General features: G+C 50.7%; 14 protein-coding genes. 9 read left to right on the top strand and 5 right to left on the bottom strand.

The window, feature by feature from the left end; genetic code table 11:
* Positions 1–12 precede the first annotated feature (12 nt).
* Positions 13–1,542: a SusD/RagB family nutrient-binding outer membrane lipoprotein gene (locus LX87_RS13855; protein WP_111628826.1), complete on the top strand. Its 1,530-nt coding sequence runs from the start codon at positions 13–15 to the stop codon at positions 1,540–1,542.
* Between the two features lie 86 nt (positions 1,543–1,628).
* On the opposite strand, the gene lon is transcribed toward LX87_RS13855, so the two are convergent.
* From lon to LX87_RS13830, 5 genes are all read right to left on the bottom strand, one after another.
* The gene (gene lon, locus LX87_RS13850; protein ID WP_111628825.1) at positions 1,629–4,154 is read right to left on the bottom strand and encodes an endopeptidase La; all 2,526 of its coding nucleotides are present in this window, start codon (positions 4,152–4,154) and stop codon (positions 1,629–1,631) included.
* A 197-nt stretch (positions 4,155–4,351) separates the two neighbouring features.
* The gene (locus LX87_RS13845; RefSeq protein WP_229310654.1) at positions 4,352–4,783 is read right to left on the bottom strand and encodes a DUF6702 family protein; all 432 of its coding nucleotides are present in this window, start codon (positions 4,781–4,783) and stop codon (positions 4,352–4,354) included.
* Between the two features lie 154 nt (positions 4,784–4,937).
* Entirely contained in the window at positions 4,938–6,275 is a 1,338-nt protein-coding gene (gene rseP / locus LX87_RS13840) for an RIP metalloprotease RseP (RefSeq protein ID WP_111628824.1), read from the bottom strand.
* Positions 6,276–6,516: 241 nt separating this feature from the next.
* Positions 6,517–7,689: a 1-deoxy-D-xylulose-5-phosphate reductoisomerase gene (locus LX87_RS13835; RefSeq protein WP_111629199.1), complete on the bottom strand. Its 1,173-nt coding sequence runs from the start codon at positions 7,687–7,689 to the stop codon at positions 6,517–6,519.
* A 76-nt stretch (positions 7,690–7,765) separates the two neighbouring features.
* The gene (locus tag LX87_RS13830; protein WP_111628823.1) at positions 7,766–9,268 is read right to left on the bottom strand and encodes a GH3 auxin-responsive promoter family protein; all 1,503 of its coding nucleotides are present in this window, start codon (positions 9,266–9,268) and stop codon (positions 7,766–7,768) included.
* A gap of 240 nt (positions 9,269–9,508) precedes the next feature.
* On the opposite strand from LX87_RS13830, the gene LX87_RS13825 reads away from it, so the two are divergent.
* From LX87_RS13825 to LX87_RS13790, 8 genes are all read left to right on the top strand, one after another.
* Entirely contained in the window at positions 9,509–10,534 is a 1,026-nt protein-coding gene (locus tag LX87_RS13825) for a rod shape-determining protein (RefSeq protein WP_111628822.1), read from the top strand.
* A gap of 98 nt (positions 10,535–10,632) precedes the next feature.
* Positions 10,633–11,472 (top strand): rod shape-determining protein MreC, encoded by an 840-nt coding sequence (gene mreC, locus LX87_RS13820; protein WP_111628821.1) that lies wholly within the window; start codon positions 10,633–10,635, stop codon positions 11,470–11,472.
* A 57-nt stretch (positions 11,473–11,529) separates the two neighbouring features.
* Positions 11,530–12,036 carry a hypothetical protein gene (locus LX87_RS13815; RefSeq protein WP_111628820.1) on the top strand — a complete coding sequence of 169 codons (507 nt, stop codon included), beginning with the start codon at positions 11,530–11,532 and terminating at the stop codon, positions 12,034–12,036.
* Positions 12,037–12,102: 66 nt separating this feature from the next.
* A complete protein-coding gene (gene glpK, locus LX87_RS13810; RefSeq protein ID WP_111628819.1) occupies positions 12,103–13,602 on the top strand; it encodes a glycerol kinase GlpK in 1,500 nt (499 codons plus the stop codon).
* 107 nt (positions 13,603–13,709) lie between these two features.
* On the top strand, positions 13,710–14,519 hold the full coding sequence (locus LX87_RS13805) for a 3'-5' exonuclease (RefSeq protein WP_111628818.1): 810 nt from the start codon (positions 13,710–13,712) through the stop codon (positions 14,517–14,519).
* 158 nt (positions 14,520–14,677) lie between these two features.
* Positions 14,678–15,025, top strand: coding sequence for an NADH-quinone oxidoreductase subunit NuoK (gene nuoK / locus LX87_RS13800; RefSeq protein ID WP_111628817.1), 348 nt, complete (start codon positions 14,678–14,680; stop codon positions 15,023–15,025).
* A gap of 98 nt (positions 15,026–15,123) precedes the next feature.
* Positions 15,124–17,037, top strand: a complete 1,914-nt coding sequence (gene nuoL, locus LX87_RS13795) for an NADH-quinone oxidoreductase subunit L (RefSeq protein ID WP_111628816.1) — start codon at positions 15,124–15,126, stop codon at positions 17,035–17,037.
* Between the two features lie 48 nt (positions 17,038–17,085).
* On the top strand, positions 17,086–18,540 hold the full coding sequence (locus LX87_RS13790) for a complex I subunit 4 family protein (protein WP_111628815.1): 1,455 nt from the start codon (positions 17,086–17,088) through the stop codon (positions 18,538–18,540).
* Positions 18,541–18,576 lie beyond the last annotated feature (36 nt).

The raw sequence follows: 18,576 nt of genomic DNA, 5'->3' as shown, positions 1-18,576 counted from the left end.
ACTTGTCTTGACATGAAATTAAAATCCATATTCGTATTTGCTTTTCTGGCGCTGGTTGGGACGGCTTGTAAGGAATCCTTTCTGGACATCAATACCAACCCCAACACCCTGCCCACGGCATCGCCAAGCTTTGTGCTGACGAATGCTCTCAATACGACGACCACCAACATGCTGGCGGTAAACGAAACCGGCGAGTACTGGTCAGGTCACTGGTCGCAGGGAAACGGTTATATCATTTCAACCACCACGTTTGCTTACCAGTTTACCAACGGAGACTTTAATTACTGGGACAGCTACTACGATAACCTCCAGGATTATCAGTTCGTGATCGACAACGCCGACGCCAACAACCAGAAATACCTGAAAGGTCCCGCCAAGGTCATGAAGGCCATGATGTTTCAGCAACTGGTTGACCTCTACGGCAACGTACCTTATACGGAAGCTCTGAAAGGAGGTACGGTACTGGCCCCGAAGTTTGATGATCAGAAAGCCATTTATGAATCGCTGATTACACTGCTTGATGAAGCCATTGCCGATTTAAAAGCCAATCCGTTTGCCAGCGCCTTTACCGGTTCCGATATTGTTTTCAGAGGGAATACGACCAAGTGGGCGCAGTTTGCCAATTCGCTGAAAATGCGGATTCTGATTCGTCAGGCCCGGGTTACCGGCAGAGAAGCTTATATTAAAACGGAGATCAACAAGATTGTAACCGAAGGATCTGGGTTCATCACGGGCGAAGATGTTGGCGCGGGCGGGTCTTTCTTCTATCTGGCAACGGCCGGAAAGCTAAACCCCGTTTATGATCGTTGGGGATATGACGCGAACGGAGCCAAAAGAGCGTTGAATAATTATCCGCGTTTAACGCAGTTTCTGATTAACAGCCTGAAAGCGTCCGGCGATACGCTGCGGATGAAGCGAATTGCGTATGCCAACAGCGGTGAAAACGGTTCCGCGCCGGGTACGAGCAACCTGCCGGAAATCTCGGCAAATTACACGGGTACACCTTTTGGCGTAAGCTCCGGTTATCTGCCCGCCAACACGACCTCGCTGGGACCGAGCCTGATTGTTAAAGGTGAATATAACCGTCCCTTTATTATCATGACCGCAGCCGAAGTCCAGTTTCTGCTGGCCGAAGCCAAGCAACGCTACAGCGACGTAACGCTGCCTAACACGGCCAAAGCGTATTTTGAAGAAGGAATTGTCCAGTCGTTTCGGGCGTTCGGAGCCAATGTTGCCGGTGCGGCTGCTTACAAAGGCAGTAAAATCAATAACTACGACTGGGATGCCTCTACGGATAAGCTGGCGGCCATCGCCATTCAGAAGTGGATTGCCCTGACGAATTTCAGCGGTCTGGAATCCTGGACGGAATACCGTCGTACAAACCTGCCTGCTACTCCGCAAAGCATTCAGGTGCCCGACGATGACAAACGCCCGGTACGGCTTTTCTATCCAAATACCGAGGCTGGCTCAAACAGCGCCAACGTCGGCGCTCAGGGAACCGTTGATGTCTTCTCAACCCGTTTGTTCTGGGATGTGGATTAAATGACGGGGCTTATTCTCCCTAAAAGAAACCCCCCGCCCGACTGGCTATCCAGTCGGGCGGGGGGTATAGTTTTAAAAGGAGTTGCTTAAACAACCGTTATTTTCTCGGGTGTTGATTCGGTTTCCTTTTCTTTCTCCTTCGGGAAAACAAACTTCATGGGCTTGGAAACCTGCTGCGGCAGCAAAGCCGTTTCCAGTACCTGATCGACGGTATCGACGTAATGGAACGTCAGATCCTTGATGTAGCTTGGGTTTATTTCCTCTACATCCTTGCGGTTTTTCGAGCAGAGCAGAATTTCTTTTACGCCCGCCCGGTTGGCCGCCAGAATTTTCTCTTTGATACCGCCAACGGGCAATACTTTACCCCGAAGCGTGATTTCGCCAGTCATCGCCAGGAAAGGCCGTACCCGTCGCTGGGTGAAGATCGACGCCATGGATGTCAGCATCGTAATCCCCGCCGAAGGACCGTCTTTCGGGACCGCCCCCGCCGGGATATGAACGTGCAGATCGTAGTGATTGAAGACATTGTAATCGATACCCAACTGCTCGGAATGCGCTTTCAGGTACGACAACGCCGTAATGGCCGACTCCTTCATGACATCGCCCAACTGGCCCGACAGCGTCAGGTTGCCTTTGCCGCGGCTCAGGCTCGATTCAATAAACAGAATTTCGCCCCCAACCTGGGTCCAGGCCAGGCCCGTCACAATACCGGCAATGTCGTCGTCAGAATACAGATCGCGGTCGAAGATTTCGGCCCCCAGCATTTTGGCAACATCCGCCGGTTTGATGGTTTTCGGATAATCTTCTTCCAGCGCGATGGATTTAGCGATCTTACGAACGAGTGCGCCGATTTTCTGCTCCAGCGACCGGACACCGGATTCGCGGGTGTAGCCTTCAATAATGCGCTGAATGGCCTTATCATCAACCATCAGGTCTTTCGGCTTCAAACCGTGTTCTTTCCGCTGTTTCGGAATCAGATATTTCTTGGCAATCTGGATTTTTTCTTCCACGGTATAGCCCGTCAACTCAATGATTTCCATGCGGTCGCGGAGGGCCGGATGAATGGTGTCAAGCGAGTTGGCCGTCGCAATAAACAGAATCTTCGACAGGTCGTATTCGACTTCGAGATAATTGTCAATAAACGTTGAATTCTGTTCCGGATCGAGCACTTCGAGCAGGGCCGACGACGGGTCTCCCCGGAAGTCGGAGCTCACCTTGTCAATTTCATCCAGGATAAAAACCGGATTCGATGAGTCGGCTTTTTTAATGTTCTGAATGATTTTACCCGGCATGGCGCCAATGTACGTTTTCCGGTGTCCCCGGATTTCGGCTTCGTCGTGAACCCCGCCCAATGCCATCCGGATATACTTCCGGCCCAGCGCTTTGGCCACCGACCGTCCCAGCGATGTTTTACCAACGCCCGGAGGACCGTACAGACACAGAATCGGGGCTTTCATGCCTTCGTAAGCCCGGTCATTTTTCAGTTTCAGAACGGCCAGGTATTCAATGATCCGTTCTTTCACTTTCTCCAGTCCGAAGTGATCGGTATCCAATATTTTCTGCGCCCGTTTGAGGTCGAAGTTATCTTTCGAGTACTCGCTCCAGGGAAGTTCAACCAGCAGTTCGATGTAGTTCATCGTAACCGGGTATTCGGGGGCCATCGGGTTGATCCGCTGGAGTTTATTCAACTCTTTGTCAAAGTGGGCATGAACCGAGGCTGGCCACTTTTTGCGGGCGGCCCGCAGCCGGATTTCTTCCAGATCGCGGTCGGGGCTGTCCATCCCGAGTTCGTCCTGCAATACTTTGATTTGCTGCCGCAGAAAATAATCGCGCTGCTGCTGGTCGATGTCCGAGCTGGCTTTGGTCTGAATTTCACGCTTCAGTTCCAGCAACTGGATATTCCGCAGCATGAATTCCAGCAAAAGCGTGGCCTGCTGGGCACCTTCGGTGGTTTCCAGCAATTTCTGCTTATCAGCTACTTCTCCCTCGATATTCGACGAGAGAAAGTGCATCAGAAACATCGGGCTTTCGATGTTATCCAGGGCAATGCGGGCTTCCTGCGGAATCTCCGGGTTTAAACGCAGAATTTTGTAGGCCGATTCTTTCAGGGACTGAATCAGGGCTTTTGACTCCTTACGGTTTGGATTCGGAAAGTGGTCGTCAATTTGCCGGACGTTGGCCGTCAGATACGGCTCTTCCTGTAGGAAATTGATAATCTCAAATCGTTTCTTACCCTGAATAATAATCGTAATATTCCCGTCGGGCAGCGTAATCATTTTGATGATATACGCAACGGTCCCCAGGCGGTAAAGGTCGTCGGCGGTTGGCTCATCTTTCTGCTGATTCGACTGCGCCACCACGCCAATGATGCGATTTCCTTTATAGGCTCTCTTTACTAATTTAATCGACTTCTGCCGTCCAACCGTCACGGGAATAACCATGCCCGGAAACAGTACGGTATTCCGAACGGGCAGGATGGACAGGTCGCTGGGCACGATATAATCTTCGTCGGCATCATCCGCTGAGCCCAGCGGAACAATTTCAAGATTGTCCAGATCCGACTCAGCCAGCCATAATTGGGTATCGTATTTATTTCTATTACTTATACTCATAGTTAGGTGCCTGCCAAAGTGGCAGTATTATTGCCATCTACAGGCTGTAAGAGGTGCTGAGAAACAAAGATTTATAAATAGAGCAAGGGGTGTGCCAAACGATTATCAATAAAAAACGGCTGATCTACCGGTACTGATTACAAATAACGTAAAAGGAAATGAAACTCAAAACGTGGCAGAGCCAATCTTATAATACGTTATTGCCAGGTCAAAACCTGTTGCGTACTGCTTTTCCGGAACAGTACGGTTTTCTTTTGTGACAGGTATGACACATTGACCAGATTGATCTGATCGTCGAACAATTCCGTTAGCAACGACTGCTGCAAAATACTTCCTTCAACGGGTTCGCTGTAAGGAACCTCTACGTAAATCCAGGTAGCGTCCATTTCCTGTTCTTTGCCCAGATAACGAAATGGTTTGCGCTGGCGGCTGGCGTTAATCAGTCCAAAATGTTTGCGAATGTAGCGCTCCACCAGTGGGTTATTCGCGTCTTTATCGTTCAGCCGGACAGGCTGGTTGTTATTCTCTCTGGTTAAGGCTTCTTCCAGATCGTCGGTAAACACCCGCAGGCTCACCTCAAACGTTTTCTCGGCGGCATTGAATTGCATCTGCGTAACGCTGGTATGCACCGGATGCGCGGGCCGCCCGGCTGCGAAAACCAAAAGAACAAGAAGCGAAAAAGTTATTTGGCGGAGCTTTGCAGAGTAAAGAAGAGGCAAGCGGAGCGGTTCTCTGCTTACCTTCTTCAAGCTCTGCTTACCTTCACCAAATAACCCAAACAACTTAAAAAACAGCTTTAAATACATCATTGAAGATTGCAAACGCCATCAATCCGAGCAGAATCACCATCCCAACCCGTTGAGCTCCTTCCAGGAACCGGTCAGACGGTTTACGGCCCGATACAATTTCGTAGAGCAGGATCGTCGAGTGCCCGCCGTCCAGCGCCGGAATCGGCAGAACGTTGAAGAACGCCAGCGACATGGATAGCAGCCCCGTGACGAACCAGAAGCGGTTCCACTCCCAGATGCCACCAAACAGGTTTTGTGCAATTCCGATGGGGCCGCTCAGGGCGTTGGAAGCCGACACATTCCCCTGGAAAATTTTACCAAAGCCCTTGATGGTATCATAAAAAACACCAAAAGCCTGTTCTGTTCCTTTTACCAGCGCCTGGCCGAAGGTATAATCAATATGCGTTTTCTTTAACAGTGTCTCTGCGCCAAAACCAATCTGGCCTTTTTCCGTAACGGTCGTTTTAAGCGTAACCGGCTGGGAAGCACCCGGACGATTGACCGTCAGCGTAATCGGTTTGTTGACGTTGGCCTTCACGATGGCCTGAAACTCATGGTAGAAGCGCGTTGGCTGACCGTTGACGGCGGTAATAATGTCGCCTTTTTTCAGTCCAGATTTTTCGGCGGGCATTCCCGGCACAAGTTCCCCAACCCGGAAGGGCTGAGCAGCTTCCAGAAATTGCCCGGCGTTCTTTTTATCCGATAATTTGTCCAGAAAATCGTTCGGAATGTCGATGTCGATCTGTTGAATTTTACCATCCGGTCCTTTCCGTTCCACAGTATAATAGCTGTCGGAACCTAAGAAAACCTCCGAACTCCGGATATCGCTGAAATCGTTGAAATCTTTTCCGTTGATTTTAACAATCTTATCACCGGTTTTCAGGCCGATTCCCTTAGCCAGATCGTAGGCAACAATACCGTATTCAGCATCGCGGGCAGCCAGGTACGTTTCACCGTTTTTGTAGGTCAGGATAACGAAAATGACAATACCGGTAATGATGTTGATGATAATACCACCCAGCATCACAATCAGCCGTTGCCAGGCGGGTTTCGAGCGAAACTCCCAGGGTTGTGGTTCCTGCTGCATGGTTTTCGTATCGAGTGATTCATCAATCATGCCGGTGATTTTGACGAAACCGCCCAGGGGAATAGCACCCAGGCCGTATTCTGTTTCACCACGCTTGATGCTCCAGATTTTTGGGGGAAAACCGATAAAGTATTGCTCTACCCGCATCCCGAATGCTTTGGCGGCCAGCAAGTGCCCCAATTCGTGCAAACCCACTAAAATTGACAGGCCCAGAATGAGCTGTCCCGCCATGATTGCTATTTCCATTCGTCTAAACTGATTGCATCGGTAAACCGACGGCTTTTTTAATTGATAAGTTGTTGTATTAAATTTTCAGAATCCGCAGAGGTCGTATGCTTATACTTTTTTCTTAAAGACTTTCAGCAGCAGGAAACCGATCAGTAATCCGATGATAAACCAAACCCAGAATTCCATATATCAATAACGATGAGTGATGAAAAAACTTCCGACAAGTTGTCTATTTAATGGTGGTTTATCTAAAAAACAATTAAACAAGACTTTTAATTCGTGCCGTAGCAATCCGCCGGGTTTCTTCGTCAGTCCGGACGTAGTCCTCGTACGTCGGATGAGCAACGTAGGAGACTTTCTGCATGCCTTCTTCGATGATTTCGGAAATCTCCAGAAAGCCAATTTCGTCGTGCAGAAAAGCCGCAACCGCAACCTCGTTGGCTGCGTTAACGATGCACGGAACATTACCGCCCCGCTCCAGCGCGTCGAAAGCCAATTGCAAGTTACGAAATGTTTCACGATCAGCCTGTTCGAATGTGAGGGACGGATAATTTAGGAAGTCGAACCGCGGAAAATCCGACGTTAACCGGTTTGGATACGCCAGCGCATACTGAATCGGCAGCCGCATGTCGGGCAAACCCATCTGGGCCTTGATACTGCCATCCCGGAATTGTACCATCGAATGGATAATACTCTGCGGATGTACCACCACCTCGATTTGCGCGGGTTCCAGTCCGAATAACCATTTGGCTTCAATCACCTCTAGACCTTTGTTCATCAGGGTAGCGGAGTCGATGGTAATTTTGGCCCCCATCGTCCAGTTTGGATGTTTGAGTGCCTGAGCTTTTGTGACGGTTTTCAGAAAATCGCGGGATTTGCCCCGGAACGGCCCGCCGGAAGCCGTCAGAATAATCTTTTCGATGGGATTGTGAAATTCCCCCGCCAGGCACTGGAAGATGGCCGAATGCTCCGAATCGACCGGTAAAATGCTGACGCCCTTTTCCTGAGCCAGTCTGGTAATCAGTTCACCGGCCACAACCAGGGTTTCCTTATTGGCAAGCGCAATGTGTTTTCCGGCCTCAATAGCTTTAATGGTCGGCAGCAAACCGGCGTACCCCACCATAGCCGTCAGCACGATGTCAATGCTGTCCATCTGCACAACCGAGGCCACGGCTTTGGCGCCCGCGTACACCTTGATACCCAGCGGATCGAGAGCTGCAAATACCTGATCATACCGGTCTTCGTTGCAGATCACCACCACATTGGGGCGAACCAGGGCGGCTTGTTCGATCAGCAGGTCGGCGTTGGTGTTGGCGACCAGTACCTCGACTTCAAAAGCATCTGGGTGTGCCCGGATCACGTCGATAGCCTGCGTTCCGATGGAGCCCGTCGAGCCAAGGATGGCGATATGGCGTTTTTGGGGATTAGTCATTCTTGGATAATACGTAAAATCAAGCTTGATATTTTGGATGGGCGTCGCCGATTTCAAGTCCGGTTATTTTCATAGTCTATACCGTTTGCATAGTCTGCAACAATCCTTCCCCAATTACCCGATCATTGGCCAGCCGGGGCACCTTGTTTTGTCCACCCAGTTTACCCTGCGATTTCATGTAATTGCGGAAGGTGTCGCGGGGCAAAACCGTCAGTTTGAGGGGGCGCAGAATACTGCCGGAAATCAGATCGTCGTAATACGTGTTCAGCTTAGTTAGTCGCTGGTCAAGAGTGCGGGCGAAGGCTTCCGGGTCGTTCGGGGGCGTGGCAAATTCAATAAACCACTCGTGGTACGGCAATCCATCGGTGGGCGACACCATCGGCGCTACCGTAAACTCCACCACCTCGGTTCCCGGGTGCTGCTTCATGGCATATTGCAGCGCCTTTTCCACTTCCTCGCCAATGACGTGTTCGCCAAACGCCGAAATAAAGTGCTTGATCCGCCCCGTGACCAGTAATCGGTAAGGGTCGTTGGAAACAAACTTGACGGTATCGCCGAGCGAGTAACCCCATAATCCGGCGTTGTTGTTGATTACCACCGCGTAATTTTTGCCCAGCTCAACCTGATCGATGCTCAACCGGCGGGGGTTACTGGAAAAATACTCTTCGGCCGGAATAAATTCAAAGAAAATACCGCTGTTCAGCATCATCAGCAGCCCTTCTTCCGTCTGGGTATCCTGGAAGGCAATGAAACCTTCGGAAGCCGGATACGTTTCAATGCTGTCGATTTTCCGGCCGATGGATTCGTATAATTTGGCCCGGTACGGCTCAAAATTCACCCCGCCGTACACAAACAGCGAAAAGTCCGGAAAAACATCCTTGATTTTCTTGCCGGTTCGGGCCTGAATCCGGTCGAAATACATCTGCACCCAGGGCGGTATGCCCGAAATGAGCGACATGGGCTGCGTGATGGTTTCGTCAATGATCTTTTCGAGCTTGGTTTCCCAATCCTCAATAACGTTGGTTTCGTACGACGGCAACTGGTTGGTCCGCAGGTAGGCCGGAACGTGGTGGTTCGAGATACCCGAAAGCCGTCCGATGTTGATGCCGTTTTTGACAACCAGCTCCGGGCTGCCCGACAGGAAGATGAGTTTCTTGTCCAGAAAAGCCGACTTGCCCGTTTCGTGGATGTAGTTCAGCAGGGCGTCGCGGGCCGAATTGATATGGTTGGGAATCGACTCTTTGGTAATGGGAATGTATTTTGTGCCGGATGTAGTACCGGAAGTTTTGGCGAAATAAACCGGTTTGCCCTTCCACAGCACATCCGATTCGCCTTCCCGAATTCGTTCAATATACGGTTTTAGCCCTTCGTAATCCTGAATGGGGACGGCCTGCCGAAACTCGGCGTATGAACGAATGTCTTTAAACCGGTGATCGCGGCCAAAAGCGGTATGCTGAGCACCGTCGAGCAGGGCCCGGAACCACCGTTGCTGCGTTTCGCCGGGCCGGTGCATCCATTCCTGCTGCCGCTGGACGACAAATTGTGCCAGTGGTTTGCTCAAAACTGATCGGATTCCCATAGCCTGCAAAGTTAACAAGTTTTAAACGAATGTAGCCTGAATGCAATACCGTGTAACCAACTTCCGGAAAACCGGTGGTCGTTTTGGCCTACCCGTGATCTTTCCAGCTAAGACATGAACAAAAAGTCATCTATAAAAAGTAACAAAAAGGTATTTACTGCTCGGAAGTTATCTCAAATTATCTATATTTTTGCACCTCGAAAAACCAGATGCTACCCCGTGCTTGCACAAAATTAACGAATGGCACTATTTAACTTTCTCTCCAGCGATATTGCAATTGACCTCGGTACAGCGAATACGCTAATTATTCACAAGGATCGGATTGTGGTGGATGAGCCTTCGATCATTGCAATGGACAAGGTCAACGGCCGGGTCCTGGCAATTGGTCACAAGGCAATGCAGATGCATGAAAAGACGAACGAAAACATCAAAACGATCCGCCCGTTGAAAGACGGTGTTATTGCCGACTTTACGGCGGCTGAGTTGATGATTCGCGGATTGATTAAGATGATCGATACGGGCAGCCGTCTGTTTTCGCCTTCTCACCGGATGGTCATCTGTATTCCGTCGGGCATTACGGAGGTAGAAAAACGGGCCGTTAAGGATTCAGCCGAACACGCCGGAGCCAAGGAAGTATACATGGTACACGAACCGATTGCTGCGGCCATCGGAATCGGTATTGACATTACGCAACCGAACGGAACGATGATCGTTGACATCGGTGGCGGAACCACGGAAATTGCCGTCATTGCTCTGTCGGGTATTGTCTGTGAACAGTCGATCCGGATTGCCGGTGACGTGTTTACGCGCGACATTGTCGATTATATGCGCCGGGAGCACAACCTGCTGATCGGTGAGCGGTCGGCGGAACAGATTAAAATGGAAGTGGGGTCGGCCCTGCCGGAACTGGACGCGCCCCCGGCCGACTACGAAATTCGGGGCCGCGACCTGATGACCGGTATTCCGAAAGAGATCAAGGTTACGTACAGCGAAATTGCCTACGCACTGGATAAGTCTATTTCGAAAATTGAAGAAGCCGTCATGAAAGCACTGGAAATTTCACCCCCGGAGCTGTCGGCTGATATTTATACGAACGGTATTCACCTGACGGGTGGGGGAGCATTGCTGCACGGTCTGGACAAACGGATTGGCGCTAAAACCAAACTGCCTATCCACGTCGCCGACGATCCGCTGAAAGCCGTCGTGAAAGGCACCGGCGAGGTGATCAAAAACCTCGATATGTACAAATCTGTCTTAATCAGTTAAAAATTAAAACGGGGCCGCCCGTGCGGTTAAAAGTTGAAAATTAGGAGTCGTAGCGGCAGCTGACTTTTAATTTTTAACTTTTAACTTTTAACTCCTCTATGTTTGAGTTAGTCCAGTTCATCATCAAAAGCCGGAACATTATCTTGTTTGTTCTGCTGGAGGTGCTGAGCTTTTATTTCATCATCAATAATAACAACTACTGGAGTATACGGTATTTCAACACGTCGAATTATTACGTGGCGAAGGTGCTGGACTGGTCGAACAAGGCGAAGCAATACGCCCAGTTACGCCAGGTAAACAACGACCTGGCCGAAGAAAACCGGCGGCTCAATGCGCTCGTTACCCAGCTTCAGCAGTTGAAACCGAGTGCGCCGACGAGCTACAAAACCGACTCCATCTTTGCAACCCGGTTTAAGTACACCGTCGCGCGGGTAATTAACAACACGACGCAGCACCCCAATAATTACATTACGCTGGACAAGGGAACGGCCGACGGGATTCGGCCCGGTATGGGTGTGATTTCGCCGACGGGCGTGGTGGGTAAGGTCAAAAGCTGTTCCGAGCACCTTTGCATCGTTACGTCCATCCTGCATTCCAATTACATGATTTCTTCGAAACTCGTGAAAGCGGGGGTGATCGGGTCGGCCAAGTGGGACGGTATCAATCCCTCCCGGATGAAAATGCTGGACATTTCGCGGAACACAAAAATGTACCGGGGCGATTCGGTTGTTACATCGGAATACAACTCGACGTTTCCTTCGGGTATTCTGGTGGGCCGCGTCATCGGCGTTCGCGAAACACCGTCTCAAACGTTTCATGACGTTACCCTGTCCATCGGAACGGATTTTAACAACCTGTCTTTTGTTTACATAGTCGAGAATAAATTACAGGGCGAACAGGAAAAGCTCGAACAGACCACCGAACCTGAAAAAAAATAACCGTTAAAGAAACCGGCAAACCACCGTCACTGCCCGAAACGCCCAAAGTCCACACCAATGACGCTACGCGAAATACTGAATGTTACGTTTCTATTTTTGCTGTACCTGTCTTTGCAGATTCTGCTGGTCCGGAATATGGTGCTGTTCGATGTTGGCTTTTGCTTTATCTATGTGGCCTGTATTCTGCTGCTGCCCACGGAAATGAGCTTGTCGGCTACGCTGCTGACGGCTTTTGGGGTAGGCATTATCGTCGATACATTTTACAATACGCTGGGCATGCACGCAGCCGCGACGGTGCTGATGGCTTACATCCGGCCGTTGGTCATCCGGCTTCAGGAGGCTCAGCACGGCTTTGAGAGCCGATTCGTTTTTTCCATTCGCGAAATGGGGGTGCGTGATTTTCTGTATTACGTGATGAGTCTCACCTTTATCCATCACTTTGCGCTCTTCCTGATCGAAGCCAACAACATTCTTCTTGTTCTCCCGGCTATGGTTAAAATCCTCGCCAGTACCTTGTTTACCTCCTTTACGATTGTTCTGGTTCAGTATTTTTCGCGGAATTAGTCGGGCGACCTCAGCCTTTTATTGAGAAAATTTTGACATTTGCAGGGAATTCATCTTTTAATTCCTATGCCCTCCTACATCGCTGCTATTGACCAAGGCACCACCAGTACCCGTTGTATCGTCTTTGACCGTCAGGGAACCATTGTTTCTATTGGACAAAAAGAACACTCCCAAATCTATCCACAACCCGGCTGGGTGGAGCATGATCCGGAAGAAATCTGGCGTAATACGCAGGAGGTCATTGCCCTGGCCCGCATCAAGGCACAACTTCAGGCCAGCGACATTGCGGCTGTCGGCATCACCAACCAGCGCGAAACCACCGTGGTCTGGAACCGCAAAACCGGCAAACCGTATTACAACGCTCTGGTCTGGCAGGACACCCGAACCGGCGATCTGGTCGCGAAGTATGCCAGCGAACACGGACAGGATCGCTTCCGGGCCGCAACGGGGCTGCCGATGGCAACCTATTTCAGTAGCCTGAAAATTAAGTGGATTCTGGATAACGTTCCGGAGGTGCGGGAAGATGCCGAACGGGGAATGGCCTTGTTTGGCAACATGGATACGTACCTGATCTGGCAACTGACGGGCGGTACGTACAACGGATTGCACATTACCGACGTAACCAACGCCAGCCGTACGCAATTGATGAATCTGCAAACGCTCGACTGGGACGACGAATTGTTACAGGCTTTCGATATTCCGCGGGCCATGCTGCCTCAAATCCGGTCGAGCAGCGAAGTGTATGGCAACGTTATTTCCGAAGTTTTACCGGGTGTTCCCATTGCCGGAATCCTGGGCGATCAGCAGGCGGCTCTGGTGGGGCAAACGTGCTTTGAACCGGGGCAGGCCAAGAATACCTACGGAACCGGCTGCTTCCTGCTCATGAATACCGGCTCTGAACTGCGCCATTCGACCTATGGTTTGCTGACAACCGTGGCTTACCGGTTTGGCAACCAACCCGTTCAGTATGCACTGGAAGGCAGCGTGGCTATTACCGGTGCGCTGGTGCAGTGGCTGCGCGACAACCTGGGTTTGATTTCAAGCAGCGCCGAAGTGGATGTGCTGGCCCGGACTGTGTCCGACAACGGTGGAGCCTATTTTGTCCCGGCTTTTTCGGGTCTGTACGCGCCCTACTGGAAGGCGGATGCGCGCGGGGTGATTGCCGGTCTGACACGGTTTGTTAACAAGGGGCATTTGGCCCGGGCGGTGCTGGAAGCAACGGCTTACCAGACGCTGGATGTGGTACAGGCAATGGAGAAAGATGCTGGTATTCAGCTTAGTTCATTGCGGGTTGATGGCGGAATGACGGTTAATGAATTACTTATGCAGTTTCAGGCGGATATGCTGGGGGTGCCGGTTATCCGGCCAAAAATGACGGAAACCACGGCGTTGGGAGCGGCTTATGCGGCTGGTCTGGCGGTCGGTTACTGGAGTAATTTTGATGACTTACGCCAGAACTGGGGAATCGACCGGACGTTTGAGCCAAAAATGGCCGAAGCCGACCAACAGCGGTTATACCGGGGTTGGCAAAAAGCCGTTGAACGATCATTTGGATGGGAAAACTAATCGTATTCTGCCGGGAAGTGAATTAATTCACTTCCCATAAGCAGACAGAGAGCATACTCCTTGTATTTTTGTAGCCTTACCCACGTACGACTGTACGTAACCCGGCTATGACGCATTCTCTTTTTCTTAAAAAACCGCTGGCTTTCTTTGATCTGGAAACGACGGGTGTCGATCCCATGAAAGATCGAATCGTTGAAATCAGTATTGCCAAGGCGTTGCCTAACGGTGACGTGGTCGTGAAAACCCAGCGGATCAATCCCACGGTTCCGATTCCGATCGAAACCAGCCTGATTCACGGTATTTACGATGAGGATATCAAGGAGCAACCCACTTTTAAAACCGTAGCCCGGAACCTGGCGCAGTTTTTAGACGGCTGTGATCTGGCCGGTTACAACTGCAACCGGTTCGATATTCCGCTGCTGGTGGAAGAGTTTTTGCGGGCTAACGTCGATTTTGATCTCAAAAACCGGCGGCTGATTGATGTACAGCGGATTTTTCACATGATGGAACCGCGTACGCTGAAAGCCGCCTATAAGTTTTATTGCGGCAAAGAGCTCATCAATGCCCACAGCGCCGAAGCCGATACATTAGCGACGTTTGAAGTGCTGGAGTCGATGCTGGTTCGCTATGATGGGGCCATCGCTACCGACGAAAAAGGCAACGAAATCATCATCGGCAACGATATTGATGTGCTTAACAAGCTGATGATGAACAATAACGTCGATCTGCGGGGGCACATGGTGTACAACAAGGACGGTAAAGAAGTGGTCAATTTCGGAAAGCACAAAGGCGCACTGGTGGTCGATGTGCTGCAAAAAGAACCGTCGTTTTACGACTGGATTCTGAAGAGTGATTTTCCGCTCGATACCAAACGGAAGCTGACGGAGATCAAACTCCGGATGTTCAACAAACGGTGAAAGAACCGGAGAATCGTACCCGATTACCTGTACGAACTCCAAATTTCCAAACCGTTTGAGTAAGCGGGAATAATACTTAACTTTGTCGGGTCTTTTTTCGGCAGAGGGGCAGATGTCCCGATCAGACCGTAACGAATAGTAATCGAACCTCAGAGAGTATGCAGCCAACCCAAGTGCCGCTTCAAGTTCCCGAAGTCATTCAACTGATCGACTTGAAATATTACCTCATTATCAGCACGGCCCTGTTCGTAATCGGCATCATTGGCGTCCTGACCCGGCGCAATGCCATTATTATTTTTATGTCGATTGAGCTGATGCTCAATGCCGTGAACCTGTTACTCATTGCTTTTTCATCGTACCGGGCCGATCCAACCGGTCAGGTGTTTGTCTTTTTCATCATGGCAGTGGCCGCTGCGGAAGTTGCCGTCGGACTGGCCATTATTGTGATGATTTACCGCAATACCCGTTCGATTGACATCGGATTGCTCAATAAACTGAAGTGGTAAGTTATAATGATGAGGTATGAATAGCCTGACGCATTTGATTCATAACTCATCATTTATACCTCATCACCCATCATTTAAACAATCGCTATAGCTCAAATATGCAGACGGATTTACTGATACTCTTGATTCCGCTGTTGCCCTTAATCGGATTCATTATTAATGGAGTTGGATTTCGGAAAGTGCCCAACGGACTGGTCGGAATCATTGCTAGTGCAGGCCCCCTGGCCGCTTTTGCCTGCGTGCTTCTCCTCTTCACCAGTTTTACGGACCCCATCCATACGGTTTTATTTGACTGGATCACCATCGGCCACCTCAACATCCCGTTTGCCTTCCAGATCGATCAGCTCTCGCTGATTATGCTGCTGATTGTAACGGGGGTCGGCTCGCTGATCCACATTTATTCCATCGGGTACATGCACCACGACGAGGGATACGGCAAGTTCATGGCGTTCCTGAACCTGTTCCTGTTCTTCATGCTCCTGCTGGTGATGGGCTCCAACTACGTCATCATGTTCATTGGCTGGGAAGGCGTGGGGCTTTGTTCGTACCTGCTGATCGGTTTCTGGAATACCAACACCAGCTACAACAACGCGGCCCGAAAAGCGTTCGTCATGAACCGCATCGGTGACCTGGGTTTTCTGCTCGGTATTTTCATGATTATGGGTGCGTTTGGCTCTGTCGAATACCGGGAGGTGTTCGAGCAGGCTGCGGGCTTCCCGATCAGCGACCCCACGGTGGTAGCCATTACGATGCTGCTGTTCGTCGGAGCGATGGGTAAATCGGCGCAGATTCCGCTTTACACCTGGCTTCCTGATGCAATGGCCGGTCCAACCCCGGTTTCGGCCCTGATTCACGCAGCAACGATGGTGACGGCCGGAATCTATATGGTGGTTCGGTCCAACGTGCTTTATACCCTGTCGCCGATTACGCTGGAAATCATGGGCGGAATCGCCATTGCGACGGCCTTGCTGGCGGCCTCAATCGGTCTGGTGCAAAACGATATCAAGAAAGTGCTGGCTTATTCAACCGTAAGTCAGTTGGGTTATATGTTCCTGGGTTTAAGCGTAATGGGATATACCTCAGGTATGTTCCACGTCATGACCCACGCGTTCTTCAAAGCCCTGCTGTTCCTGGGGGCCGGTAGCGTCATCCACGCCATGTCCGACGAGCAGGATATCCGGAAAATGGGCGGGCTGCGCAAATACCTGCCCGTTACGTACTGGACCTTTCTGATTGCCACGATTGCCATTTCCGGTATTCCGCCGTTTGCGGGCTTCTTCTCGAAAGACGAGATTTTAATGCACGTTTACGAGCATAACAAAATCCTCTGGGTGCTGGGCGTCATTGGCTCGGCCATGACATCCTTCTATATGTTTCGCCTGCTGTTCCTGACGTTCTTCGGACGGTTCCGTGGCTCAGAACATACCCGCGAACACCTGCACGAATCGCCCGCTACCATGACCGTACCGTTGCTGGTACTGGCGGTATTGTCGGTTATCGGCGGTTTCTTTAATATTCCGGAAGCCTTGGGCGGCAGTGCTAAACTGGCTCAGTTCCTGAACCCGATTTTTGACCTGTCGCGTAAAGTAAGCCCGCATTCCTTCGGTGAAACGCTGCTGACTCATAGTGAAGAATACATGCTGATGGGCATTTCATCGGGTGTCGCTATTCTGGCTCTGATCGTGGCTTACGTAATGTACATCCAACGTGTTAATCTGCCCGAAGCGGATACCGTGGAGCGCCCGGTCCTGCAAAAAGTGCTGTACAACAAGTACTACATTGATGAACTCTACGATGCGGTTATTGTGAAGCCGATTCGGGGTTTATCCGATGCGCTGTATAGTTTCGGCGAATTCATAATCGATGGCGTTGTCGCGCTTACGGCCTGGGTGGTCAAAGAAACCTCCGGACAGTTGCGGAAATTGCAAACCGGTTCGATTGGTTTCTATGTGTTCGCAATGGCGGTAAGTATTGCCGTCATCCTGTGGTTTCGGTTTTTTATACGGTTTTAGTTAGTTAATAGGCGGGTTGGTTAACAATCACTCATTATAAGTTTGTCGATGCTTACACTTTCTCTTCTGCTCTTCCCAATTCTGGCGGCTTTGCTGGTCCTGACGGTGGGAGGCAAACAGGCTAAACAAATCGCTTTCGTCGGTGCGCTGGTCGAACTGGGCCTATCGGCTTATGCCTTTTTTTCCTTTGTTCCGGATGCCACTTCCCAATTCGGTTTCGATTATCCGTGGCTGGCAGCGGGCAGCATCCGCTTCAGCGCCGGAATTGATGGGGTCAGTCTGCTGCTGGTTGTGCTGACGGGCCTGCTGACACCGCTGATCATTCTGTCGGGTTTTCAGCATAATTATGAGCGGCCGTCGGCTTTTTATTCCCTCATTCTTTTCATGCAGGCTGCGCTGATGGGCGTTTTCACGGCGCGCGACGGTTTCCTGTTTTACTTCTTTTTCGAAGCCGCCCTGATTCCCATTTACTTTCTGGCCGCTTCGTGGGGGGGCGAAAACCGCATTCGGGTTACGTTCAAGTTCTTCCTGTATACCGTTTTCGGGAGCCTTTTCATGCTGGTGGCGCTGGTTTATCTGTATTTCCAGACCTCGTCCGCAACGGGGCTTCACTCCTCGGCCATCACCGATCTGTATAACCTGAAACTGAGCGCAACCGAACAAACCTGGATTTTCTGGGCGTTTTTTGTTGCCTTTGCCATTAAAATGCCGGTATTCCCGTTCCATACCTGGCAGCCCGACACTTACGTGGAGTCGCCAACTCCGGCGACCATGTTGCTGGCGGGAATCATGCTAAAAATGGGTGTTTACGGTGTTATTCGCCTGTTGTTGCCCATTGTTCCGGAAGGAGTCGCCCTGTGGGGAACCACGGCCATTGTTCTTTCTGTGATCGGTATTGTGTATGGGGCCATTATTGCCATCCGTCAGCGCGATATCAAGCGCCTGATTGCTTACTCATCGTTTTCCCACGTGGGTCTGATGGCGGCTGGAGTGTTCTCTCAAACGACATACGGTATTCAGGGCGCATTGGTACAGATGCTGGCCCACGGTATTAATGTTGTCGGAATGTTTTTCGTTGCCGACATCATCGCATCGCGTACAAATAGCCGTTTTCTGGATCAGTTAGGCGGTATTACCCGCACAACCCCAAAACTGACGGTTTATTTCATGATTCTGTTGCTGGGGAGCGTAGCCTTGCCACTAACCAACGGGTTTGTCGGGGAGTTTCTGCTGCTGGCGGGCGTGTTCGAACGACACACGATTCTCGGTGCCATCGCGGGTCTAACCATCATTTTCGGCGCGGTGTATATGCTGCGGATGTTTCAGAAAGCCATGTTCGGGCAAACCAGCAAGTTGACAACCGGTTTCAGCGACGTATCCGGGAGCGAAAGCTGGGTGTTTATTCCGCTTTGCATTATGGTTTTCTGGATTGGTCTGGCACCCAACTCCTTTTTGAAGCTGACCGAACCCGCCGTTACTAATTTATTACAGTTTATAAAATAGTGTCAAGTTTACGCCGGCTTGCCGGAGTGGTGTACC

The organism is Larkinella arboricola (assembly GCF_003259745.1).
Taxonomy (GTDB): domain Bacteria; phylum Bacteroidota; class Bacteroidia; order Cytophagales; family Spirosomataceae; genus Larkinella; species Larkinella arboricola.
The sequence above is the reverse complement of the archived record's forward strand: the minus strand, read 5'-3'. Positions and strand labels throughout refer to the sequence as shown.